Origin of the sequence: Pseudonocardia sp. (genome assembly GCF_050250275.1) — a bacterium.
GTDB lineage: Bacteria > Actinomycetota > Actinomycetes > Mycobacteriales > Pseudonocardiaceae > Pseudonocardia.
This window is the reverse complement of record NZ_JBFWOY010000013.1, coordinates 59,585-82,783: the sequence shown is the minus strand read 5'-3', so window position 1 is coordinate 82,783 and position 23,199 is coordinate 59,585. Positions and strand designations below refer to the sequence as shown.

Annotated in this window: 23 protein-coding genes; 8 read left to right on the top strand and 15 right to left on the bottom strand. The window is 74.0% G+C overall.

The window, feature by feature from the left end; all coding sequences use genetic code 11:
- Positions 1-23: 23 nt before the first annotated feature.
- The 4 genes from AB7F12_RS13890 to AB7F12_RS13875 all read right to left on the bottom strand — a co-directional run bounded on the left by AB7F12_RS13890 (position 24) and on the right by AB7F12_RS13875 (position 5,930).
- Positions 24-329 (bottom strand): DUF3040 domain-containing protein, encoded by a 306-nt coding sequence (locus tag AB7F12_RS13890; RefSeq protein WP_428496755.1) that lies wholly within the window; start codon positions 327-329, stop codon positions 24-26.
- 20 nt (positions 330-349) lie between these two features.
- The gene (locus AB7F12_RS13885; protein ID WP_428496754.1) at positions 350-574 is read right to left on the bottom strand and encodes a hypothetical protein; all 225 of its coding nucleotides are present in this window, start codon (positions 572-574) and stop codon (positions 350-352) included.
- Between the two features lie 102 nt (positions 575-676).
- Entirely contained in the window at positions 677-3,238 is a 2,562-nt protein-coding gene (locus AB7F12_RS13880) for a LuxR C-terminal-related transcriptional regulator (protein ID WP_428496753.1), read from the bottom strand.
- 52 nt (positions 3,239-3,290) lie between these two features.
- Positions 3,291-5,930 (bottom strand): LuxR C-terminal-related transcriptional regulator, encoded by a 2,640-nt coding sequence (locus AB7F12_RS13875; RefSeq protein ID WP_428496752.1) that lies wholly within the window; start codon positions 5,928-5,930, stop codon positions 3,291-3,293.
- 162 nt (positions 5,931-6,092) lie between these two features.
- Between AB7F12_RS13875 and AB7F12_RS13870 the strand changes: the two genes are divergently transcribed.
- Positions 6,093-6,344, top strand: a complete 252-nt coding sequence (locus tag AB7F12_RS13870; protein WP_428496751.1) for a hypothetical protein — start codon at positions 6,093-6,095, stop codon at positions 6,342-6,344.
- Between the two features lie 70 nt (positions 6,345-6,414).
- Here the strand turns inward: AB7F12_RS13870 and AB7F12_RS13865 are convergent, their stop codons facing one another.
- Genes AB7F12_RS13865 through AB7F12_RS13845 form a run of 5 tightly spaced genes read right to left on the bottom strand, consistent with a single transcriptional unit; the run spans position 6,415 to position 10,766 of the window.
- The gene (locus AB7F12_RS13865; RefSeq protein WP_428496750.1) at positions 6,415-7,611 is read right to left on the bottom strand and encodes an AI-2E family transporter; all 1,197 of its coding nucleotides are present in this window, start codon (positions 7,609-7,611) and stop codon (positions 6,415-6,417) included.
- Positions 7,612-7,670: 59 nt separating this feature from the next.
- A complete protein-coding gene (locus tag AB7F12_RS13860) occupies positions 7,671-9,050 on the bottom strand; it encodes a diacylglycerol/lipid kinase family protein (protein ID WP_428496749.1) in 1,380 nt (459 codons plus the stop codon).
- A 5-nt stretch (positions 9,051-9,055) separates the two neighbouring features.
- Positions 9,056-9,472, bottom strand: a complete 417-nt coding sequence (locus AB7F12_RS13855) for a DUF7144 family membrane protein (RefSeq protein ID WP_428496748.1) — start codon at positions 9,470-9,472, stop codon at positions 9,056-9,058.
- Positions 9,469-10,011, bottom strand: a complete 543-nt coding sequence (locus AB7F12_RS13850; RefSeq protein WP_428496747.1) for an RDD family protein — start codon at positions 10,009-10,011, stop codon at positions 9,469-9,471. Before AB7F12_RS13850 ends, AB7F12_RS13855 begins: the two co-directional genes overlap by 4 nt.
- Positions 10,008-10,766: a hypothetical protein gene (locus AB7F12_RS13845; protein ID WP_428496746.1), complete on the bottom strand. Its 759-nt coding sequence runs from the start codon at positions 10,764-10,766 to the stop codon at positions 10,008-10,010. Before AB7F12_RS13845 ends, AB7F12_RS13850 begins: the two co-directional genes overlap by 4 nt.
- A 70-nt stretch (positions 10,767-10,836) precedes the next feature.
- Here AB7F12_RS13845 and AB7F12_RS13840 point away from each other — a divergent pair, with 70 nt between their 5' ends.
- Positions 10,837-11,013 carry a hypothetical protein gene (locus AB7F12_RS13840; protein WP_428496745.1) on the top strand — a complete coding sequence of 59 codons (177 nt, stop codon included), beginning with the start codon at positions 10,837-10,839 and terminating at the stop codon, positions 11,011-11,013.
- On the top strand, positions 11,010-12,755 hold the full coding sequence (locus AB7F12_RS13835) for a SulP family inorganic anion transporter (RefSeq protein WP_428496744.1): 1,746 nt from the start codon (positions 11,010-11,012) through the stop codon (positions 12,753-12,755). Before AB7F12_RS13840 ends, AB7F12_RS13835 begins: the two co-directional genes overlap by 4 nt.
- 99 nt (positions 12,756-12,854) lie before the next feature.
- On the opposite strand, the gene AB7F12_RS13830 is transcribed toward AB7F12_RS13835, so the two are convergent.
- A complete protein-coding gene (locus AB7F12_RS13830) occupies positions 12,855-13,379 on the bottom strand; it encodes a DUF1269 domain-containing protein (RefSeq protein WP_428496743.1) in 525 nt (174 codons plus the stop codon).
- A gap of 162 nt (positions 13,380-13,541) precedes the next feature.
- Between AB7F12_RS13830 and AB7F12_RS13825 the strand changes: the two genes are divergently transcribed.
- Positions 13,542-14,081: a potassium channel family protein gene (locus AB7F12_RS13825; protein WP_428496742.1), complete on the top strand. Its 540-nt coding sequence runs from the start codon at positions 13,542-13,544 to the stop codon at positions 14,079-14,081.
- Between the two features lie 304 nt (positions 14,082-14,385).
- On the top strand, positions 14,386-15,276 hold the full coding sequence (locus AB7F12_RS13820) for a M48 family metallopeptidase (protein WP_428517006.1): 891 nt from the start codon (positions 14,386-14,388) through the stop codon (positions 15,274-15,276).
- 149 nt (positions 15,277-15,425) lie between these two features.
- Here the strand turns inward: AB7F12_RS13820 and AB7F12_RS13815 are convergent, their stop codons facing one another.
- Complete coding sequence (locus AB7F12_RS13815) at positions 15,426-15,953, bottom strand: hypothetical protein (protein ID WP_428496740.1); 528 nt, start codon at positions 15,951-15,953, stop codon at positions 15,426-15,428.
- Between the two features lie 157 nt (positions 15,954-16,110).
- On the opposite strand from AB7F12_RS13815, the gene AB7F12_RS13810 reads away from it, so the two are divergent.
- The 3 genes from AB7F12_RS13810 to AB7F12_RS13800 all read left to right on the top strand — a co-directional run bounded on the left by AB7F12_RS13810 (position 16,111) and on the right by AB7F12_RS13800 (position 19,695).
- Positions 16,111-17,520: a hypothetical protein gene (locus AB7F12_RS13810; RefSeq protein WP_428496739.1), complete on the top strand. Its 1,410-nt coding sequence runs from the start codon at positions 16,111-16,113 to the stop codon at positions 17,518-17,520.
- Positions 17,520-18,125, top strand: a complete 606-nt coding sequence (locus AB7F12_RS13805) for an HD domain-containing protein (protein WP_428496738.1) — start codon at positions 17,520-17,522, stop codon at positions 18,123-18,125. The genes AB7F12_RS13810 and AB7F12_RS13805 overlap by 1 nt, the downstream gene beginning before the upstream one ends.
- Before the next feature lie 94 nt (positions 18,126-18,219).
- A complete protein-coding gene (locus AB7F12_RS13800) occupies positions 18,220-19,695 on the top strand; it encodes a DUF2252 domain-containing protein (RefSeq protein WP_428496737.1) in 1,476 nt (491 codons plus the stop codon).
- A gap of 283 nt (positions 19,696-19,978) precedes the next feature.
- Here the strand turns inward: AB7F12_RS13800 and AB7F12_RS13795 are convergent, their stop codons facing one another.
- The 4 genes from AB7F12_RS13795 to AB7F12_RS13780 all read right to left on the bottom strand — a co-directional run bounded on the left by AB7F12_RS13795 (position 19,979) and on the right by AB7F12_RS13780 (position 23,123).
- Entirely contained in the window at positions 19,979-20,398 is a 420-nt protein-coding gene (locus tag AB7F12_RS13795) for a DUF7144 family membrane protein (RefSeq protein ID WP_428496736.1), read from the bottom strand.
- Positions 20,399-20,453: 55 nt separating this feature from the next.
- Entirely contained in the window at positions 20,454-22,049 is a 1,596-nt protein-coding gene (locus AB7F12_RS13790; RefSeq protein WP_428496735.1) for an MFS transporter, read from the bottom strand.
- Positions 22,050-22,185: 136 nt separating this feature from the next.
- On the bottom strand, positions 22,186-22,620 hold the full coding sequence (locus AB7F12_RS13785; protein ID WP_428496734.1) for an SHOCT domain-containing protein: 435 nt from the start codon (positions 22,618-22,620) through the stop codon (positions 22,186-22,188).
- A gap of 65 nt (positions 22,621-22,685) precedes the next feature.
- The gene (locus AB7F12_RS13780; protein ID WP_428496733.1) at positions 22,686-23,123 is read right to left on the bottom strand and encodes a DUF7144 family membrane protein; all 438 of its coding nucleotides are present in this window, start codon (positions 23,121-23,123) and stop codon (positions 22,686-22,688) included.
- Between the last annotated feature and the right edge of the window lie 76 nt (positions 23,124-23,199).

The window sequence follows — 23,199 nt, the reverse complement described above, 5'->3', positions numbered from 1 at the left end:
ACGCCGTCCGAAGGCGGCGAGCGTCACTCGTGACCTCGGGAGTGCCTCATGAGCAACCGGCCCGCCCACACCGAGAGCGTCAGGAACACCACCCCGGTCAGCGCCAGCTCGGGGGCGGCGGCCACGATCCCGATGACGAGGACGACGAGGCCGGTCAGCATGCCCAGCCACACCAGGCGTGGTGCGCCGGCGGTCCGGACCGACGGGAAGCGACCGGCGCGACGCACCGCAGCCGCCCGGCGCCGCACGCGGCGCACGAACTCGGGGTCCTGCGCGATCAGCTGCCGCTCGATGGCGTCCAGCCTGCGTCGGTCCTCACGGCTCAGCATCGCGCCGGCCTCCCCCTCGCTCAGGTGGCCCTCCGGACCGACACGACCTGGAGTCCGAGCGACTGCATGAGCGAGAGCACGTCCTGCACGCCGCCGTCGTCGGCGACGTCGCCGGAGATGATCGTCTCGGCGGGCACCTCGCGGACGTCCATCCCCGGGAACGCGGCCCGGGCCCGGTCCGAGAGCCGCCCGATGATCCGGAACTCGTAGTGACGTTCCGGCGGGTCGGCTGTCCCGGACTCCATCGATCGGCCTCCCTGCATCGCTGCTCGATCCGTCCCCAACCCTGGCGCGGCGGGTCTGCCGAGACGTCACCCACAGGAGGTGAACAGGGCTCGGAGCGGGACTCAGGACAGCAGGTCGAGCTCGCGGGCACGCAGGACCGCGTCGCGGCGGTTCCCCACGGCGAGCTTCGCGTAGATCGACCGGACGTGGGTCTTGACGGTGTTGACCGAGACCGTCAGCTCGTCGGCGATCTCGGCGGCGCTGAGCAGCGACGCGAGCAGCTCGAGCACGGCGACCTCGCGGTCGCTCAGCCCGGCCCGGTGACGCCCGTGGACGATCTCGCGCGCGGTCATGAGGCGTCCGTGCCACCGCGGGTCCGAGAGCCCGGCGCTCATGGTTTCGAGGAGGTCCCCGACCGGTCCGGAGGCGAGCGCGGGCGGACCGACGACGTCGAGCCGCGCGGCGCCCTCGAGCGCGGCCACGACTTCGGCCCGGCCCCGGTCGGGCTCGCCGCCGCGCAGCGCGCAGTCGGCGAGCAGCAGATGCGCCTCGACGGGCGTGTGTGCGAGGAGGGCGGGGGCGGCCTCGGCGACGACGGCCTCGGCCGCGGAGCGCGCCTCGTCGTGGAGTCCGGCGGCCCAGTGGGCCCTGGCGTCCATCAGGAGGACCTCGGCGACCTCACCGGTCCGGTCCCGGAGCCATTCGGTGGTCCCGGCCGCGCTCGCCACCCCCGCATGGGAGAGCTCGACCCGGTGCTCGGGGACCGCGAGGGCGGCGAGCACGACCGCGGGTGCCGAGAGCTCGAACAGGGCGGACCGGCACCGCGGCAGGCCGATCCCCGTCTCACCGAGGTCGCTGCGGGCGACGGTGTGCAGCACGCGCAGCGTCCGCTCGGGCTCACCGCTGGGCTCCTCGGCGAGGGCCGCGGCGGCCCGGTCGCGTGCCGCAGGCAGGTTCCCGGCGAGCAGGTCGGCGTACGCGATCGTCGCGATCGACGCGGCGAGCGAACCGATCGGTCGCCCCTGCATGACGGCGACGGCGACGGCCGAGTGGGCCGCGCCCGTCATGGCCCGGTAGCGCCCCGCGGCGAGCTCGACGACCCCCAGCAGGTTCCACGCCCACTCCTCGAACCAGCCGAAGCCGTGCTCCCGTGCGTCGAGGACCAGGAGCTCGAGGCCCGGCCTGGCGTCGCGGGGGTCCGTCGCGGGGTCGATGATCTCCACGGTGGCGCGGCACAGCTTGTCCAGCATCACCTGTTCGGCCGTTTCGATGACCGGCCGGCGCGGCGGGCCCGCCGTGGCGCGGCCGGTGAGGAGCAGCTCGACGGACCCCCGAAGCTGTGCCAGCGGTGGCTGCGGGACCGCGGGCCAGGCCCGGCCGGCCTGTTCCAGGGCCGCGAGGGCGGCGCGGTCCGTGCCCGCCCCGAGCTGGAACTCGAGGTAGGCCTCCAGCAGCAGCACCCACAGGGCATCGGGCCCGTCGGTCCCGCGCGCGGCGTCGAGCAGCCGGCGGAGGGCGGCGAACCCGCCGGTCGCGACCAGCCTGAGCCCGATGGCGGGCAGCATGCTGCGCAACAGGTCCGGGTCCTCGGTGCGTTCGGCGTGGCTCAGTGCGTGGACCGGGTCGCCCGCGGCGAGCCACCACCAGGCCGCCGTCACGTGCGAGCGTCGGTAGCGTCCGGGCAGGTGCCGTTCCAGCTCGGCGCCCAGGTAGGTCCGCAGGAGCGGTTGGATGCGGTAGGTCGTGGCGTCGAGTCGTTCGACGAGACCGGTGACCTCCACCAGCTCGGCCAGCGCCTGCTCGGCGTCGGGCCGTCCCGACAGCGCCAGCGCGAGCCCCGCCGGCAGCAGCTCGCACACCGACTCGAGCTGCAGCAGGTCGCGCGACCACAGCGGGAGACTCGCCATCACCTCGTCGGCCAGGTAGTCCGCCATCGAGTGCTCGCTGCCGGACAGCTGGTCGATGAAGCGCTCCCGGTCGTCGGTGGCCAGCAGGGCGACGGCGGCGAAGCGCAGTCCCGCGGCCCATCCACCGGTGCGCGATCGCAGTGTCGCGAGCTGGCGCGGCGTCAGCTCCAGGCCCGACAGCTGCATCAGCGTCGCCGTCTCGGCGAGGCTGAACCGCAGGTGCTCGGCCCGCAGCTCGTGAGTCCGGTCCTGCGTCCGCAGCCCCGGCACCAGCAGCGGGAGGTCCTGCCTGCTGGCGAGCACCAGCTGCAGTCCCCGCGCGCCGCTGCGGACGAGCCTGTGCAGCTCACGCAGCGCATCCGGGTCGGTCAGCTCGTGCACGTCGTCGAGCACCACGCGGACCGGCGGCCGGACCTCGTCGAGCGCAGCCAGCAGTTCGTCGACGACGTCGGCGCCGGGGCGGCCTGCGGCCACGCCGGTGGGACGGCGCAGGGGGCTGTCGGGGCGCAGCCCCGGCACCCCGGACAGCGCCGCGGTCAGCGCCGATCGGAAGCGGACCGCGTCGAAGGTCCGGTCGAGGGACACCCAGGCCACCCGAGGTGTGCGCATCGCCCGCACCCACTGGGTCAGCGCGACGGTCTTGCCGTAGCCGGGCGGCGCGACCACCGTCACCAGCTGCCCCGGCCCGGCACGGTCGAGCAGCTCGATCAGGTGTGGTCGCGGCGCCGCCGCCGCGGGCAGCTCCGGAAGGGCGATCAGGCTTCCCGGGATCTCCATCGCACCGCCCCCCACCGCACTCGGAGGATCGTCCAGCAGGTCCGGGTGGGCTTCATCCGCGGCGGGTGAGGCGCTGTTCCCGCACGCCGCGCGTGCGCACCGGGGACGACCGGCGCAGGAACCCCCGCTCGTGCGCGGCCAGCACCGCCCGCCGACGCGAGCAGGCCCCCAGCTTGTCGTAGATCGACCTGACGTGGCTCTTGACGGTGTTGACCGACACCGAGAGCTCCGCCGCGATCTCGTCGAGGTTGAGCAACGACGGCAGCAGCACGAGGACGTCCTGCTCACGGGCCGTGAGCGTCGCGGCGACGGGCCTGCGGCCACCACCGTTGCGGGGCACGGCCAGCACGCGGGCGGTGAACCTGGCCCGCACCCCCTCCCCCATCAGCTCGTCGACGAGCAGGGCGCGCACCGCCGACGGCATCGTGACGAACGGCCGCACCAGGTCCATGGTCGCTGCGCGGTCCAGCGCGTCGCGCACCGCCGACCGGGCGGCCGGGCGGTCGCCGCGGCGCAGTGCGAGATCGGCGAGCACCAGCCAGGCCTCGACGAGGGTGGCGGGCCGCGCCGACGGGACGCCGGGGTCGAGCACTGCCTCGGCGTAGCGGTGCGCGACCCGGTACGACCCCGCGGCGGCCTCCGCCCACGCCCGCATCAGCAGGCGCTCGCCGTGCGCGCCCACCAGCCCGTCGATCCTGCTCTCGGCCGTGGCCGCCGCACGCGTGTAGCCCAGCCGGACCGAGATGCGGTTCTCGATGAGCGCCGCCGCGGTGGCGAGCGCGGCCGGAATCTCCTGCCCCGCACCGTCGGAGCGGGCCCGCTGCAGTTGGAGCAGGCCCGCGGGCCCCTCCCCGGAGTCGTGGAGTGCCGCGCCGTGGGCGACGCCGAGCGCGAGGCGCAGCACCGGGTCGACCTCGCTTTCCCCGGCGGCCGACACGTCCTCGAGAAGGGTGAGGGCGGTGTCGGGGCGCCCCCGCTCCACCGCGGTCAGTGCGGCCACCGCCGTCGCGCCCCCGGCGAGACCGGAGGCGGGCCACCCGCCGTCGGCGACGGCGCGCAGCGTGTCGTCGGACCTCGCGGCGGCCTCGCGCAGGTCGCCGACCGCCCATGCGGCCCCGCTGAGCAGCAGGAGGCACTGGGCCTCCAGCAGCGGCAGGTGCCAGCGGCGGGCGGCGTCCAGCCCGATGCCCAGGTCCGAGCGGGCCTCGGCGAACGTGCCGGCGAGGCACTCGGCCGCGCCGCGCCCGGTGACCTCCAGGGCGGCGAGGAACGGGTCGTCGGCGAGCGGCTGCGGCACGGTCGGTACCGAACGGGTCACGCCCGCCAGCCGGGCGGTCGCGGTGAGGAGCACCGCGAGCTCGGAGCCGGCGGCGGGACGGCCTTCCCGGCGGGCCCGTGTGACGTCGGCGGCCACGGCCTCCCGGTCCCCGCGCACGAGGTTGTCCTGGGCCGAGAGCGCGGCCGTCCACGCCCGCGCCTCGGTCGTCGCCCCCGACAGCCTGAGGGCCTCGCGCAGTGCCACCCGGTCCCCGATCGCGACCAGCCGGGCGCCGCGGCGAGCGACCATCTCGGCGGCGAACACCGGATCGCCGGTCCGTCCGACGTGCCTCATCGCCTCCGCGGTCCGGCCCCGTCCGTCCCACCACAATGCCGCGCGGCGGTGGAGCGCGGCAGCCGGTCCGCCGGGCCGCCGTTGCAGGGCCGCTTCCAGGTGGGACCGCAGCAGCTCCTGCACGCGATAGCCGGCCCGGTCGGACGCGATGCTGATCAGACCGGTCTCGTGGGCCAGCTCGTCCAGGACGTCCGGGGCGTCCTCGCGGCCGCAGAGCTCGACGGCGAGCGCCGCCGGGACCGGGTCGGCGATGCTGACCCGGCGCAGCACCTCGCGACGATCCTCGCCGATGCCGGCGAGCACCTCCCCCACCAGGTAGTCGGCAACCGAGTGGTCGTCTCCGGAGAAGTCGGCCAGGAACCGGTCGGGGTCGCGGACCTGGCGCAGCGAGCATGCGGCCAGCCGGAGACCGGCGGCCCAGCCACCGGTGCGCTCGTGCAACGTCGCCACCTGGTGATCGGTCGGTCTGATGCCGGTCCGGCGCAGCAACTGCCGGGTCTCGCGCTCGGTGAAGCACAGCCGGTCGGTCCGCAGCTCGCAGAGCTCGCCCGCCAACCGCATCCGGGCCAGCGGCAGCGGCGGATCGATCCGGCTCACCAGCACCAGCTGGACCGACGGTCCGTGATCGCGCACGAGCAGCCGCAGGTGCTCGGCGATCTGTCGGCCACGCAGGTGGTGGGCGTCGTCGAGGACCAGCCTGATCGGCCCGGGCAGGGCGGCGAGCTCGGCGAGCACGTACGCCGGCAGACCGGGTCCGGCCGCGGGCAGGTACGGCCCCGACATGCGGCTCAGCCCCGCCGCTGCAACGGCGTGGGAGGCCCGGAGCCCGGCGAGCACCACCGCCCAGAACGCCGCCGGGTCGTCGTGCGCCGCGGTCAACGACACCCAGGCGAACGGGGTCGGACCGCATCGCCTGACCCAGTCGGCCACCGCGACGGTCTTGCCGAAACCGGGAGGCGCGCAGACCAGGGTGAGAGCGCCGCCCGCCCCGCTGTCGAGCTCGGCACGCAGGTCCGGCCTCGGCACGAGGTCGCGTGGCAGCGCCGGTGGAGACGTCGTGAACGGATACGCGTCGCGCACGGCTCACCCCCTCAGCAGCAGAGAATCGTCCCAAATCCATGTATCGCGCGGAACCGCCTCTTGGCCCCTCTCGGGTCATCCCCTTCGGGGGAGGCCCGGCCGGGTGGGCTGCGGATGATGTCGGGCACCGGTACGGGCCGGGCAGGCGCAGCAGGAGGTGTGATGACACCGAGGATGTACGAGTTCCGGGTGGACGGACGGGTGTCCGAGCCGTCGCTGGACGTGTTCGGCGAGCTCGATGTCGAGGAGGTGCCGCCGGGGCTGATCCTGCGGGGTGAGGTCATCGACGAGTCGCACCTGCACGCGATCATGGCGTTGTTCCGCACCCTCGGTCTGCAGCTGGTCTGGGCGGAGCCGCTCGACCGCCTGGAGGCCGCGGGCAGCCGTCCGGTGTGGCCGCGACCGGGTCCGTGACCTGCAGCCGCGGCCGACGGCGCTGGACGGGATCGGGCGCGCCGCCCGGCCGGCCCCCGGGCCGGCCGGGTCACGCCTCGACCACGTCGTCGCTCTTGGCCCTGCGCCTGCGGCGCCACCGGGCGCTCGCACCGGCGCTGCCCCCGTTGTGGTCGGGATCGGGGTCCGGTTCGGGATCGGGGGCCTGCTGACTGAGCAAGGCGTCCGCCCACTGCGCCCGCGGGTCGATGTCGACCAGCAGCGCCTTGGCCAGCAGCGTCAGCGGGATGGCCAGCACCGCGCCCAGCGGGCCGAGCAGCCACGCCCAGAACACCAGGGACAGGAACGTGACGGTGACCGAGAGACCGACCGCGTCGCCCACGAACCGTGGCTGGATCAGGGACTGGACCACGAAGTTGAGCACGCAGTACACCCCGATGACGATCAGCATCAGTGTCGGTCCACCGGTGAGCAGCGCCAGCAGCGCGGGTGGGACCACCCCGATGAGGAAACCGACGTTCGGGATGTAGTTGGTGACGAACGCCAGCACACCCCAGGTGACCGCCAGCGGCACACCCAACGCCAACAGCGCGATGGTGTCCAACGCGGCGACGATCAGGCCGAACACCGTCGAGACCAGCAGGTACTGCCGGGTGTTGCGGGCGAACCCGAGCAGCGCCCCGGCCACCTCGGGCCGGTCGGCCGCGATCCGGCCGACGCGTTTGCCGACGGTGACCGTCTCGACGCTCAGGAACAGCAGCAGTGTGAGCAGGAAGATCAGGTTGCTCGCCAGCCCGGCGACGTCGGCGAGAACCGTCCCGACGACCTGCACCAGCTTGCCGAGGTCCAGCGACTGCGCCACCTGACGCAGCTCCTCGGGGCCGACGCCGAACCGGGTGAGGACCGAGGACAACGATGCCACGAGCTCGCGGCTCTGGGCGGCGTACTGCGGCAGCGTCGTGGCCAGCTGCGCGACGGACACGATGACGCAGAGCGCGATGGACAGGACCGCGGCGTAGACGGCCGCGGCGAGCGCCAGTGTGGCCGCCCACCCCGGCCAGCCGCGGCCCCGCAGCCGGCTGTGCACCGGCGCGAGCGCGATGACCAGGACCAGCGCCAGGAACACCGGCCCGATGAACCATGCCATCGAGCGAACGCCGGCGGCGGCGACGACCGTCGCCGCCATCCCCAGCAGCACCACCAACCCACGGGGCAGCGACAGCTGAGGGCCCGACGGCCGTCCGTTGCGGTCGGCCGCGTGGCTCGGTGGTGAGTCTGAGGTGGTCACAGGGAAACGCTGACACCGGCCCCGGCCGTGCACGTCACCCGGACGGGGTGAGCGCCTGCTCAGCGCCGTGGTGGGTGCCCGGCCAGGACGCGGAACAGCCCCGCCACGGCCTCGGCGGGCCCGGCCGGGCCCAGCGCTGCGGGCGCCGCCGTCGCGGTCGTGGGCAGCCGGACCCGCAGTGCGCGCGGGAGTGCCCGGAACCGCAGCGGCACGGGGAGGCGCAGCGCCTCGCCGTCGACGCCGACCTCCAGCAGCTCCTCGTCGGAGTCGACCACCAGCTCCTCGGTGCTCCACTGCCGGTAGCCGTGGAACCGGTGCAGCATCCCGGACGCGCCGGCGGCCAGCATCCGGGTGGCGTCGAGCGCCGAGTCGACGCTCACCGTCACCACCCCCAGGGCGCCCCCGTCGAGCCGGGGCCGCGTGCCGGCCCCCGTGAGGCCCTGCATGCGGTAGGCCCCGTTGGAGACCAGCATGACGTCGACCGGCGCGGCCTGTTCACCGTCGGCGCCGCGGAAGCGCATGCCGACGCGCTGCCGTCCGGACCCCAGCAGGTCCGGCGCCAGGTGTGCCGCCGTCGCGACCTTGGCCTCGCGGTACCCCGCCGACTGCACGATCGAGGCGTAGACGCCCAGCGACGCGTTGTTGACGAACAGCCGGTCGCCGAGCATCGCGACGTCGACGCGGCGTTCCACAGCGGGCCCGAACGCCGCGAGCGCAGCCGGGACGTCGTCGCGGTCGAGCCCGAGGTCGAGCGCGAAGTGGTTGCGGGTCCCGGCCGGTACGACCACGAATGGCACGTCGTGACGACGGGCCACGTCCGCGACCAGCGCCTGCGACCCGTCGCCGCCGGCCATCCCGATGACGTCCGCGCCGTCGGCCAGCGCCCGCTCGGCGAGGTCGCGCACGTCCGAGCCGGGCGACATGACGATCGCCCTGACCCCGCAGGTCGTGGCGTGTCGCTCGAGGTCGCACCGCGCGGCCTTGCCGTCCCCGGAGCGGGGGTTGATGATCAGGACGCCGCATCTGGCGGCCGCGACTCGGTGCAGGTCGCCCGGCACCTCGGCGAGGTCGTTGCCGACCGCCACCTTGGTCGCGGCGAGCGCCAGCAGCACCAGGACGGCGAGCACGGCCGTGCGCAGCGGCGCCCCGAGGCCGAACAGCAGCACGATGCCGGCGACGGCGGCGAGCGTGAGCACGGTCGCGACGACGCGGACGACGCCGCGATGGACCAGCGCCGCCCAGCCGACGGCCACGGCGACGCCGATGAGCACGACGGTCGCGACCAGCCGCAGCGGGTCGCTGAGCAGCCCGGCGACCGCGACGACGATCGCCGCGGCCACCGCGAGCAGCGCGGCCGCCGCGGCGAGCCGCCGGGTCACCGACGGCGGTGCCGACCGGCCGGGCACCGTGACCGGGCCCTGCGGAACGTCTGTCGTCACGGTGATCAGCCGTTGCGCAGACGGGCGGTGAGGGCGTAGATGATCGCCACGTCGACCGCGATGATCAGGATCGACCACAGGGGGTAGTGCGGCAGGAACAGGAAGTTCGCCACCAGGCTCAGCACGGCGACCCCGATCCCGACCATCGCACCCCAGGCGACCCCCTGCACGACCGCGATGCCGACGACGATGAGGACCGCGCCGAGGATCAGGTGGGTCCATCCCCACGCCGTCAGGTCGAACTCGAAGGTGTACTGCGGTGTGGTGAGGTAGACCTGGTCGCGCAGGACGGCAGCCACGCCGCTGAGCGCGTGGTACACCCCGCAGACGATCATCATGAGGCCGGCGAACAGCACGAGGCCCTTCTGTGCGGAGCTCTCGGTCTGCCTTGCTGCGTACGTGTCGTCGGTCCGGGTGGTCATCGTGGTTCCTCCTCGACTCGCGTGCCGCGACGATGGCCGGGTTCGGCACCGCCCGGGCCACCCCCAGGGGGTGATACGTAGGCGTCGGCGAGGTCCGGGTCGTAGACGACGACGGTGCCGGTGAGCAGGTCCTGCAGTGATCGGCGACGCCTGCCCAGGACGGCCCAGAGCAGCCCCAGCGGGAACACCACGCACAGCACGGCCCGTAGGCCGGCCCGCAGCCAGCCCAGGTGCGCGCCGGTCACCGGCCGAATCCGGAGCCCGAGCAGCGCGGCGCCGCAGCTGCGTCCGGACGTCGACCAGGCCACGGTGAGGTACGCGGTGGCGAGCAGCCCGCCGACGACCAGCGACTGCGGCCAGGTGGGGCTGGGCCAGCGGAACCCGGGCGGTGAGGCGAGGAACCGCACGCCGGCGACGACGACCAGCGTGAGGCCCATCAGCACCACGACGACGACCAGGTCGGCGACCGCCGCCAGGGTGCGGGTCACGATCCCGGCGGTCGCCGTCGTCGGGACGTCGGACCCGTCACCGCCGCTCACGGAGAACCCGGGGGCCGGGCGGCTCCTCCGCGGTGCAGGAGCCGGTCGACCGCCCCGGACACGGCGCCGTCGGCGGCCATCGCCTCGGAGCGGACGGCGCGTACGGTGTCGGAGGTCAGTGCACCGGTGGAGGTCCGGATGATCTCCGGTAGGTCCAGCTCGTCGAGGACGCCGCGGGCGATGCCGACCAGGTCGAGCCGGGCGATCACCGCGTCCAGGTCGATCCTGGCCGCGACCCCGTCGACGTCCAGCTCGGCCAGCACCGGTTCGATGTCGACGCGCCGCACCACCGCGTCGAGGTCGACCCGCTGGACCGCGCGGTCGAGATCGACGCCGGCGACCACCCGGTCGAGGTCCACCCGCCCCACCAGCGCGTCGAGATCGAGGCGGCGCACCACGGCGTCCAGGTCGACCCGGGCCACGACGGCGTCGACATCGAGGCCCGCGGCGAGCGCGTCGATCTCCACGTGCTCGCGGACCAGCGCGGTCAGGTCGATCGTCTGCACCAGTGCGTCGACGACCCTGCCGACGACCTCACGCACCAGCTCGTTCCACCGGCGTGCCAGCAGGACCCGTTCCCGCCTGCCGCGGCGCACCAGCGCGGTGGTGCTCCGGGGAGCGACGAGGGTGAGGACCGAGACCCCGCCGCGCAGCAGGACCGACGTCGCCCTGCGCGCGGGCCGACCCGCCCGCCACACCAGCCTGGCCGCACCACCGCCGGCTCCGAGCAGCAGCCTCTCGGTCGTCGGGTCCACGGTCGCCTCCCTCGTCGGGTCGAGCCCCCAGGCTGCCCGTGCGGCGCCGGGCCGACCTCATCCCTGGCAGGTGAGGCGCACCGCGGACCGACCGCCGACGCTCGCCGCCGGACGATCGGTCACGGGCGCGGTCGACGAGGAGGAGACGAACATGACCGACGAGCGCACCCGCCTCCCGGCCCCCGCCCTGCTGCCGCGCCGGGAGCTCGGCACGGCACCGGCGCGACGCACGGTCCGCGTCCGGTGAAGCGGCCGCAGCCGGCGCGGCGCAGGGTCGCCGCCGTCGCACCCGGCCTCGCGGGCCTGCTCGGGTACCGCGCGCGCTGGCTCGGCCGCGACGTCACCGCGGGGCTGGTGCTGACCGCGCTGCTGGTACCGCAGGGAATGGCCTACGCCGAGCTGGCCGGCCTGCCCGCCATCACCGGCCTGTACACCTCGATCCTGTGCCTGGTCGGCTACGCGATCTTCGGCCCGTCGCGGGTCCTCGTGCTGGGCCCGGACTCCTCGCTCGGCCCGCTGATCGCGGCGACGATCCTGCCGCTGGCCGTCGCGGACGGGGACCCGGCGCGGGCGATCGCGCTGGCGTCGGCGCTGGCCCTGCTGACCGGGGCGGTCATGATCGTCGCGGGGGTCACCGGACTCGGCTTCGTCGCCGACCTCATCTCCCGGCCCGCGATGATCGGCTACCTCAACGGCCTCGCGCTCACCATCCTCGTCGGCCAGCTACCCAAGCTGTTCGGCTTCTCCGTGGACGCCGACGGGTTCCTCGCCGAGGTCGGCGGCTTCCTCTCCGGGGTGGCGGGCGGGGCCACGATCCCCGCTGCGCTCGCCGTGGGCGGCGCCGGGCTGGTGCTGATCCTCGTGCTGCAGCGGACCCTGCCGCGGGTGCCCGCCGTCCTGGTGGTGGTCGTGCTGTCGATCGGGGCGACGATCCTGCTGGGTCTCGCCGCGCGGGGGGTCGACGTCGTCGGCCCGCTCCCGCAGGGCTTCCCGCCGCTGAGCCTGCCCGACGTCCGCCTGTCCGACCTCGCGATCCTGGTCCCTGGCGCACTCGGCATCGCGGTCGTCGCGCTCACCGACACGATCTCGACGTCCTCGTCGTTCGCCGCCCGGGAGGGGCGCACCATCGACGGCGGCCGGGAGATGACGGCCATCGGCGCGTCCAACGTGGCCGCGGGCCTGTTCGGCGGGTTCCCGGTGAGCACGAGCGGCTCACGCACCGCGGTCGCCGCCCAGGCCGGGGCCCGGACCCAGCTGACCGGGCTCGTCGGCGCCGCGGCGATCACGCTGATCCTGCTGTTCGCCCCCGGGCTGCTGCGCGACCTCCCGCAGCCGACGCTGGCCGCGGTCGTGATCGCCGCGTCGCTGTCGCTCACCGACCTGCCCGCCACGCGCAGGCTGTGGCGGGTGCGCCGCGCCGAGTTCGTGCTGTCGGCCACGGCGGCGCTGGGTGTGGTGGTGCTCGGGGTGCTGCCCGGGATGGCCGTGACGGTCGCGTTGTCCGCGGCGAACGTGTTCCGCCGGGCCTGGTGGCCCTACCGGGCGGTGCTCGGCCGGGTCCCCGGACTCGCGGGGTTCCACGACGTGAACACCCACCCCGACGCCGAGCAGCTGCCGGGATGTCTGCTCGTACGCTTCGACGCGCCCCTGTTCTTCGCCAATGCCCGGACGTTCCGGGAGTGGGTCGACGGGCTCGTCATCGCCGACCCCGGCGTGCGCTGGGTCGTGGTCGCGGCGGAGCCCGTCACCGACGTCGACACGACCGCGGTGGAAGTCCTGCGCGACCTGGCCGGGGCACTGCAGCGACACGACCGGCGGCTGGTGTTCGCCGAGCTCAAGGACCCGGTGCGGCGCACCGTCGAGCGAGCGGGCCTCACCGACGTGATCGACGCGGCGGACCTGTTCCCGACGATCGATACCGCCGTCGCCGCGTTCCGCGAGCGGACGGGTGCGCAGTGGCGGACGGCACGGCGCGGCGTCGACGGCTGAGCCGGGACCGGGCCGGGGCCGGGGCCGGTCCCGGCACCGGCGGAGCCGGCCCGGGACCGTCGTCCCGCAACCGGCTCCGCACCCGGCACCCCCCGGGGTTCACGCCCGGGTCGCGGTCTCCCTGCTCGCGTCCTCGGCCGGTTCCTCGAAGACGTCGCGGAGGGTGGCCTCCTGCTCCGCGGACAGGTTCGTCGACACCAGGTGCGCCCCGGTGCCGCGGAACTCGCCGAGCACCTTGTCGGGGACGACCTTCGCGGACATGACGAACAGCGCCGACGACCCCTCGGTGACCTCGTCGCGCACCTTCTTGATGAAGCCGTCGTCGATCCCGACGTCGGCCAGTGACCCGCTCAGCGCGCCCATGGCGGCACCGATCGCCATGCCCAGCAACGGGACGAAGAACAGCAGCCCGAACAGCAGCCCCCAGAAGCTGCCGCCGAGGGCCCCGGCGCCGGTCAGGCCGTGCAGCTGCTCGGTCTTCGGCTTGCGCTTGCCCTCCGGCCAGGTCACGACGGCCGCGTCCACGATCTGGATCAGCTCTTCCTTCTGCAGCCGCTTCAGGACGTCGAGCGCATCGCGGGCGCCGTCTGCCGTGTCGAACTTCCACACCGTCAATGTCGCCATGTCGGCTCCTGTCGTGTCGTCGGTACCCGAACGGTGCGACGTGCGGGCGGCGGTGGCATCACCCGTTCCGGACGACCGGTCCGCCCGATCGCCCGAGGCGGGTGAGCACAACGGGCCGCACCCGCACCACCCTGCGGTTCGCACCACCGGGGAGGGGCGACGATGGACGTCGAACGCACGAGAGCGCTGAACCGGCGGCTCCTCGTCGTCGCCGGGGTCCGCTCCGTCGTCACCGCGGCGCTGCTGCTGCTCGTGTACTACCGGGCCCCGCTCGACGGCAGGCTCGACGCGGAGGTCCTCGTCTGGCTCGGCATCGGACTCTGCGGCCTCGTCCTGGCCCTCACCTGGCAGGTGCGCATGATCATGGCCTCGGACACCCCGCGGCTGCGGGCGGCGGAGACGGTGGCGGTGGGGCTGCCGATCCTGCTGGTGCTCTACGCCTCGACCTACGCGGTGCTGTCGCAGGACGTCCCGGCGAGCTTCTCGCAGCCACTGGACCGCACGGGGGCGCTCTACTACACGATGACGGTGTTCACGACGGTCGGCTTCGGGGACATCGCCCCCACCAGTGCGCTCACCCGAATCCTCACGATGACCCAGATGGTCGTCGGCCTGCTGGCCGTCGGGGTCGTCGCGAAGCTGCTGCTCGGCGCGGTCGACGTCGCCGTGCGCCGCCGGTCCGGCACCGGCACCGACCGCTGACGCCCGGGCAGCTCCCCCGAGCAGCCGCTCCTCCACCCGCTCCAGCGTCACGACCATCACCATCACCAGGACCGGCACCAGCACCGGCAGCAGCACCGCGACCAGCAGCATCAGGCCCTCCGTCCACCACGATTCGTCCCCGACCGCGGGGACGCCCCCGCGGCCGTCACGCTGGCGGGGACCCCACGGGCACACCTCACCCCGACCGGGTGGTGCAGGCCGCGACCGTCGGCCGGAGTGTGGCGCTGGGCGCCGGGCCGGCGCGCCGGCACGACGACGTGCCCCTTGTCGGAGAGGGAGTCCCATGTCCGGTCGAGCTCCGTCGAAACCCACGACACTGCGCCACCCCGCCGAGGTCCCGTTCTACGTCGCCATGGTCGTCCTCAACGTGGTGATCGTGGTGGCGATCGTGCGCGTCGCGATCGTCGTGCCGTTCCTGCCCGACGCGCTGCAGAGCTCCGCGCTGGCCGACTCGGTCCGCGGCGCGGCCGTCGCACTGCTGCTGCTGGTTCCCGGCCTGATCGTCGTCCGCGAGCTGCAACGGGCCACCGTCCGCGGGACCACGGTGCAGCTGTCCGAGCGCCAGTTCCCCGAGCTGTTCGGGACGGCCGCGGACTTCGCGAGGACGCTCGGGCTGTCCCGTCGCCCCGACATCTACCTGGCCAACGGCAACGGCGCCCTCAACGCCTTCGCCGCCCAGGCCGCCGGCCACGACCTCGTCGTGGTGTCCAACGAGCTGTTCACCAACCTGCACGCGGACAACCGTGACGGCCTGCGGTTCATCCTCGGCCACGAGATGGGCCACATCCGACTGCACCACGTCGCCCTCTGGTACGAGCTCAGCCTCGCCTACTCCCAGCGCATCCCGCTGCTCGGCCCCACCATGTCGCGGCTGCGCGAGTACTCCTGCGACCTGCACGGCGCCCACCTGTCCCCGCACGGGGCCACCGGGCTCGTCCTGCTCGCGTCCGGCCGGCACACCGAGACCGACGTCGACGTGGACCAGCTGCTCGAGCAGGGCCGGGCGCTGCACGGGTTCTGGGTGGGTCTCGCCCAGCTCCCGCGCTCGCACCCCTTCACGGTCCGCAGGCTGGAGCGGCTCTGTCGCCTGGGACGGCTGCGGCGGCCCACCTCCTCGGAACCGCCGACCCTCTCCGCTGCCGCCCCGCCCGCGACGTCGCCGGCCACGCCGTGACCGCGGCAGCCCTGTTCAGCCCTTTCGGCGGCGCATCAGCCGCCGCGCGACCCTGCGCCCTGCACGCCGCCCACCGCGCCGTCCGATCCTGCGCTGACGTCCCAGCATCGTCCCTCTCCTGTCCTCGACGATCCTCGGCCCGACGCTCGTCAGACCGCGTCCTGGGACCGGGCGGCGAGCGCCTCGGCCTCCTGCGCGGCGACCAGACCGACCTCCACCAGGTCCAACGGACTCACGAACTCCGACGCCAGCCGCACGCCCCCGGCGTCGGCGAGCGCCTCCCGCAGCGGGATCGCCCACCGGTGCTCGATCAGCACCAGGGCCGCGGCGGACCCCTCCGGGATGTCCGCGACCACGTCCCAGGCTCCCTCGTCGGCGATGTCGTCCTCCTCGGTCATCACCTCGACCCCGATCTCGGCGCCCGCCTCGGCGCCGATGCCGGCACCGATCCCGACCAGGGCCCCGACCACCGCGCCGAACTCGATGCGCTCGGCGTCGTCGAGCTGGCTCTCCTTGAGCACCGACACCTCACCACCGACCGCCTTGTACACGCCCAGGAAGTCGATCACCCGGATCATGTCGTCGTCGCGGAGCCGCTCCAGCTCGCCGCGGAGGCGCCCCTGGAAGTTGGGGTGGTCGAAGCCGAGCACGAGCATCTGGACCGGACCGATCGTCATCGTCGTCCTCCTTCGTCGCGCGGGCCCACCGATCGCGGACCCACCGGCCGACTGTGCGACGCATCCGGTCCGGCCACCTCGCCCTCACGAGGTGATGCCGGACGTGGCCGCACGGCGGAGGGTCGCCGGTACCCGTCGTCCGGGAGGAGCAGCCACGATGCCCGTCGTCGACAGCCCTGACAGCCGCAGCGCGCCCGTCGCCCTGAGCCACGACGAACGCGCCGAGCTCGAACGGTTGCGCACCGAGCTCGCCACCCTGCGGTCCACACCACCGCCGGAGGCGCCCCCACGGGCCCGGATCCGCTGGCCGTCGATCGCCTCGGCGGTCCTGCTCGTCCTCGGCCTGCTGCTGGTCCCGGTGTCCGTGCTCTCGGTCTGGACGCACAACCAGCTCTCCGACACCGAACGTTTCGTGGCCACCGCCGGCCCGGTCCTCGACGATCCCGCCGTCCAGTCCGCGGTGGCCGACCGCGTCACGGCGGAGATCTTCGCGCAGGTCGACGTGCAGGCGCTCGCGACCCAGGCCGTCGACGCCCTGGCCGCCCAGGGCGTGCCGGCGCCCGTCGCCGATCGGCTGCGCGGGCTCACCGGCCCGCTGGCCGCGGGCACCCGCACCTTCGTCGACGACAAGGTGCACGAGCTCGTCGCCAGCCCCGCGTTCGTCGCCGCCGGTCAGCGGGCGCTCACGGTCTCCCACCAGCAGATCGCGGCCGCGCTCGCCGGCGAGTCGTCCGCGGTCGTCGTCCAGGGCGGCGACACCGTCCTCGACCTGTACCCCTTCATCGAAGCGGCGAAGCAGCAGCTGGTGGCCTCGGGGTTCGAGCTCGCGGCGCGGATCCCCGAGATCCATCCGACGATCGCGCTGTTCCCGGCGAGCACGCTCGTCCGGGCCCAGTCGCTCTACACGGTGCTCGACGTCGCAGCGACCTGGCTGCCATGGGTGACGCTCGCGCTGCTGGTCGGCGGCGTCCTGCTCGCGAAGCGGCGGCGCCGCGCGACGATGGTCGTCGGTCTCGCGGTGATGGCGACGATGCTCGTGCTGGCCGCCACCCTGCTCGCGGTCCGCGGGATCGTCGTGGGGGCGGCGGCCCCGCAGTCCGCCGCCGCGGCCGCGGCGACGTTCGACATCGTGGTGCGGTTCGTCCGGGCGGCCCTGCGGACGCTGTTCGTCGTCGGGCTCGTCATCGCCCTCGCGGCGTGGGTCACCGGCCCGGCCGCGACAGCCGTCCGGCTGCGCGGCGCGCTCGGGCGCGGCATCGGGAGCCTGCGCCGGGGCGGGCTCGCCCGCAGGCTGGCCACGGGGCCGGTCGGGCCGTGGGTGCACGAGCACCGCGTCGCACTCCGGACGGGGCTCGTCGTCCTCGCGGCACTCGTCGTGGTGCTGTGGGACCGGCCTTCGGGCTGGACGGTCCTCGTCGTCACCCTGTTGCTCCTGGTGCTGCTCGGGGTCGTCGAACTGCTCGACCAGCCCCGCTCCACCGACGCGACGCCCACCGCCGCCACCGCCGGTACCACCGTCGGTTCCGGCGACGGGGCGTCATCCGGCGTCGAGGGTGGGCCGAGCTGATGGGCCCCGGTGCGGGGCCCGCGGAGGCCGCGGCCCGGGCAGCGCTGGAGCTGCCACTGCCCCGGCGCTGGTCGCACACGCGCGGCGTCGCCGGGCGTGCCCGCACGCTCGCCGCCGGGTTGCCGCCCGGCGACGCGTGCGTCCTGGTCCCCGCCGCGTGGCTGCACGACATCGGGTACGGCCCCGCGATCGTCCGGACCGGCTTCCATCCTCTCGACGGCGCCCGCCACGTCCGCGCGCTCGGCTTCCCCGACCGGGTCGCACACCTGGTGGCCTTCCACTCTGCCGCCGCGGTCAAGGCCGACCTGCTCGGTCTCGCCGACCAGATGGCCGAGTTCCGCGACGAGCGCTCCCTCGTCCGCGACCTGCTCTGGTACGCCGACATGAGCACCGACCCGGGCGGCAGCCCGGTGTCACTGGACGACCGCATGGCCGAGGTCCGGCGGCGACGGGCGGACGACCCCGTCGCGATCGCCGCCCTCAATCTCGGCATGGGTGCCCGGCGGGCCGCCTGGCTGCATGCCGAGCGGTGGCTGCGCGACGAGCAGGAGCTGGGCGCGGAGCGGTGGCTGGGCACCGACCGGTGGCTGGGCGCCGCGCAGTAGCTCGGCGTCGCGCAGTGGCTGGGCGCCGGGACCGGGCATGAACTCACCTGCCGGGGATGAGGCGCCGACCGTGATGACGGCGCACGGTTCCGGCATGGACGATTCCGCATCGAGCAGGCCGGACTCGCAGGCGCACGGCCGGGCGCTACGCCGGCAGGTCCCACGGTCGGCACATGCGGTGCTGGACCTCGGCCCCGACCGGGCCGACCCCCTCGTCCGGCTGCACGCCGACGACGCCGACCGCGTGCGCGAGCTGCTGCCGCTGCGGTACTCGCGGATGGCGGCGAGCCCGTTCGCGTTCCTCCGCGGCTCCGCCGGGCCGATGGCCGCCGACCTGGCCCGCACCCCGTCCACGGGGCTGCGGGCGCAACTCTGCGGTGACGCCCACCTCGCCAACTTCGGCCTCTTCGCCTCCCCGGAACGCCGGCTGGTGTTCGACCTCAACGACTTCGACGAGACCGCTCCCGGACCGTGGGAGTGGGACGTCAAGCGGCTGGCGGCCAGCGTCGAGGTGGCGGCCAGGAACAACGACTTCCCGGGCCGCCGCCGCCGCGCCATCGTGCGGTCGACCGTCGCGCGGTACCGCGAGGCGATGCGCGAGTTCGCGCGGATGACGACCCTCGACGTCTGGTACGCCCACATCGACACCGCGGGCCTGGCAGCGGATCTGGACTCCAGGATCCGCCGGTCCGGCAAGCGGGAGGTCGACCGCTTCCTGTCGAAGGCCCGGCGGCGGGACAACCTCGGCGCGCTCGCCCGGTTCGCACACACCGACGACACCGGGACCCACATCGTGGGCGACCCTCCCCTCGTCGTACCCGTCGGCGACCTCGTCGACGACGACATCGGGATCGAGCAGCGGCTCACCGACCTGCTGGCCGACTACGCCGAGTCGCTCGCCCCCGACCGGCGGGTCCTGCTCGACGCCTACCGGCCCGTCGACTTCGCACGCAAGGTCGTGGGCATCGGCAGCGTCGGGACCCGGTGCTGGATGATCCTGCTCCTCGGCCGCGGCGACCCCACCGATCCGCTGTTCCTGCAGGTCAAGGAGGCCGGACCGGCGGTACTGGAGGAGCATGCCGGTTCGGCGCCGGTGGACCACCACGGCAGGCGCGTGGTCGAGGGGCAGCGTCTGATGCAGGCGGTCAGCGACGTCCTGCTCGGCTGGATGCAGGCCCGCGGCCTCGACGGGCGGGTACGCGACTACTACGTCCGTCAGCTGCGGGACATGAAGGGCTCCCTCGACCTCGACCGGGTCCGACCCGAAGGGCTGCTCGCCTACGCCGAGCTGTGCGCGTGGACGCTGGCCCGGGCGCACGCCCGCTCCGGCGACCGGATCGCGATCGCGGCGTACCTGGGCTCGGGCACCGCGTTCGACAACGCCGTCGCCGAGTTCGCGACGGCGTACGCCGACCAGACCGAGCGCGACCACAGCGCTCTCGTCCACGAGGTGAGCCTCGGCGGGCCCGGCGACAGCGACGTCCCGCGGGACCCGCTCGCACCCGTCGCGACGCGAGGCGGCGGGGCCCGGCGGGCACCGGCACGTCCGGCCCGGCGGTCGGCCGTCTGAGGCGACGTCGGCGTGCCGCCCGGACCTCGTCCGGGCGGCGTGACCGTGCGGCCGGGACCGGTGACGGTGGTGTCTCCGCCGGTCGGGCGCTGTCCCGCCGATCGGGTGCTGTCCCGCCGATCGGGTGCTGTCCCGCCGGTCGGGCTGCTCCGTCGGGCGGAGACAGCACCGTCGGTCGGGGCGTCCCCGTCGGTGGGCCCGGGTCGGAGGCGCGCCCACGGAGCCGGCCGGTCGGCGTCGCCGCCGGGCCGGCGTGGTCGCTACCCGGGTCCGGGACCGGCGCTCACCCGGCGGTGCGGCGGTAGGACGCGAGACCCCAGATGATCGTGACGTCGACCGCTATGACGATCACCGACCACACCGGGTAGTGCGGCACGAACATGAACTGCACGATCATGCTCAGCCCGGCGGTTCCGATCCCGGCGACCCGCGCCCATGTCAGGCCGCGCAGCGCCCCGTAGCCGGCGGCGATGGACAGGATCGCCGTGGCGAACAGCAGCCAGCCCCAGAGGGTGAGGTCGAACGCGAACAGGTACCCCGGCGTGCCCTCGTAGATTCTGTCGTGTGCCAGCGCCATGATCGCGGTGAAGATCTGGAACACACCGGTGATCACCAGCATCCCGCCGGAGTACAGGATGGGACCGTTCGCCCACCGCACCGCACCCGGCTCGGCCACCACGTCAGCACTCGCCGCCATCCCCATGCGGCACAAGGTAGGTGCCTGTCCCGGCGGCGGCATCGCCCGAACCGGGTGGTCGTCAGCCCAACGTCGTCTCCGCCGCACCCGACGGTTCCGGGTCGGTGAGCCGGCGCATGCGCAGCGAGTTGGCGAGCCCGAGTGCGGCGGCGAGCAGCGGGACGAGCAGCCCGATCTGCAGCGCGAACGGGCGGGACTCGGTGTTGATCCGGACGACCTCCTGGCGGATCGCCTCGGGCTGACCGGCGAGCAGCTCGGTGAGCTTGGTGTTGCTCATCAGCTCGGCGTCGTCCTGCAGGACCTGCGCGATCTGCTGCTTCTCGGCCGGGGGGAGGACGGTGCTGGCCTCGGTCTGCGACGTGAACGTCCCTGCCAGGGTGGCCAGCATGATCGCGCCCGCGAACGCGAGACCGAAGGACAGCCCGAACGACCCGGCCGCGGAGTTCACCCCGGCCGCCTCGCTGACCCGCTCCTCGGGGACCGGGGAGAGGGTGTAGTCGTTCAGCTGGGAGACGAGCAGTCCCAGCCCGGCGCCGGCGACGATGAGTGGCGCCACGAGGACCCACCCGCTCCCGGCCCGCGGCACCAGAGGGAGCAGGACGGCGATCCCCAGCACGATGAGGCCGAACCCGAGGGCGACCACGGTGCTCGGTCGGCGCCGTCCGCTGCGCCTGCCGGCCAGCAGCGCGAGCGCGAACATGCTCAGCGACAACGGCGCGATCGCCAGTCCGGCCTGCATGGCGTTGTACTCGAGAACCATCTGCAGGAAGATCGGCAGCACGATCATGGTGCCGCCCAGGGCTATCTGCTGCAGCATCTGCTGTGAGACGCCCACCCGGAAGTGCGCCGAGGAGAACAGCGCCGGGTCGAGCAGCGCGGGCTCGGCGCGCCGGGCCCGCCGGCGCAGCCAGAACGTCAGTCCCACGATCCCCGCGACGCCGATCGCCATGACGAGGCCGACCCGGTCGCCGCCCTCCTGCCAGACCAGGATCGCGAGCACCAGCCCGCCCATCCCGGCGACCGACAGCGCCGCGCCCACGACATCGACACCCCGCGGGCCGGTGTAGGGCACGTCCCGTACGAGCCTCGCGCCCGACAGCACCACGATGATCACGACGACCTCGAGGGCGAACCCGACCCGCCAGGACAGGTACGTCGTGATGAAGCCGCCGAGCAGGGGTCCCACCGCGGCCGCGATCGCCGCTGCGGCACCGACGAGGGCGTAGACCTTCCGGCGCGCCGCCCCTTCGAAGTTGCCGTGGATGAGCGACTGCATCGCCGGCAGCAGCAACGAGGCGCCGAGCCCGCCGATCACGGCCCAGAACACGACGACCGCGGTGAGCCCCTGCGCCATCGTCATCGCGGTCGCGCCCACGGCGTAGCCGAGCAACCCGAGGATGTACGCGCGTTTGCGCCCGACGAGGTCGCCGACCTTGCCGCCGATCAGGATGAACGCGGCGGACACCAGTGCCTCGAGTGCGATCGCCGACTGCACGCCACTGACCGTCGTGTCCAGATCGCGGACCACCGCGGAGATCGACACGTTCATCAGCGAGGTGTCGACGACCAGTACGAACATCGCCATGGCGAGCAGCAGGCCCAACAGCCTGCCGCGCCCGCCCGTCGCCTGGGCGGCGGTGCCGCCGTCGGCGCTCACGACGTGCACCACGCCGGTGCGGCGCGAGGCGGCAGCACCGCGAGCGCACGGGGCCGGCGTCCCGCAGGGTGCCGGCGCCGGTCCGGCACGGGTGTGGTCGGGGCCGTGGTCATGACACCTCCGGTTGTGGCGCCGCTCAGTGAGCGGGCTCGCCGAGCGACCGGCCGAGGGCCGCGGCCTTCAGCGACTCGTACTCGTCGTGGGTGATGGCACCCTCGTCGAGCAGGCGCTTCGCCTCGACGATTCGGGTCGTCGGATCTCCGCCGCTCCCGTTCGTCTCGGCGATCCGCCGGACGTCGCGTTCGTAGGCGGTGCGGGCGGCGCTGACCTCGGCCCAGCGACGATCGCCCATTTCCCGCCCGTGCGCCACCAGGTACACCAGCGACCCGAGGATCGGCAGGAGGACGACCAGGACCGTCCACAACGCCTTCGACCAGCCGCCGATGTCGTCGCGACCGAACACGTCGGTGAGGATCTGGAACATCAGCCAGAACCACATGACGCACCCGAAGAACACGAGCATCGTCCAGAACACGTCCAGCAACGGGTAGCCGGACTGCGCGAGCAGCATCTCGATCCCCTCTCCAGGGTGTGCCGGTCAGGGGCCGGTTCCGGTCCGGCCGACGATCGGTCGCCTCAGGCGTTCTCACCGCGGTACACGGCGAGCGCCCAGATGACGAGCACGTCGAGCACGATGATCACGATCGACCAGATCGGGAAGTACGGCAGGAACGCGAAGTGGGCGATGAGGTTGATCCCCGCTGCCACCATGCCGACGACGCGTGCCCAGGTCCGGCCCCGGATCACCCCGATACCCGCGGCACCGAGCAGCACCGCCAGCGCCAGCTGGACCCATCCCCACGTCGTCACGTCGAAACCGAACACGTAGTTCGGCGTCCGGACGTAGATCTCGTCGCGCAGGATCGCCGCGATACCGGTCAGCACCCCGAGCGCGCCGCCGAGCATCATCAGGATCGCGGCGAACACGGCGAGGGTCGTGCTCATCCCGCTGTCCGCCGCAGTGTCCGCGCGGACGGCGGGGTCGTCCCGGTGCGGCGTGGCGTGCGTACTCATCCCGGCTCCTCTCGGACGTTCCCGGTGTCGTGGCGATGATCGACCGCCCGTGCCACGCGCATCCCACCCGCGGCGG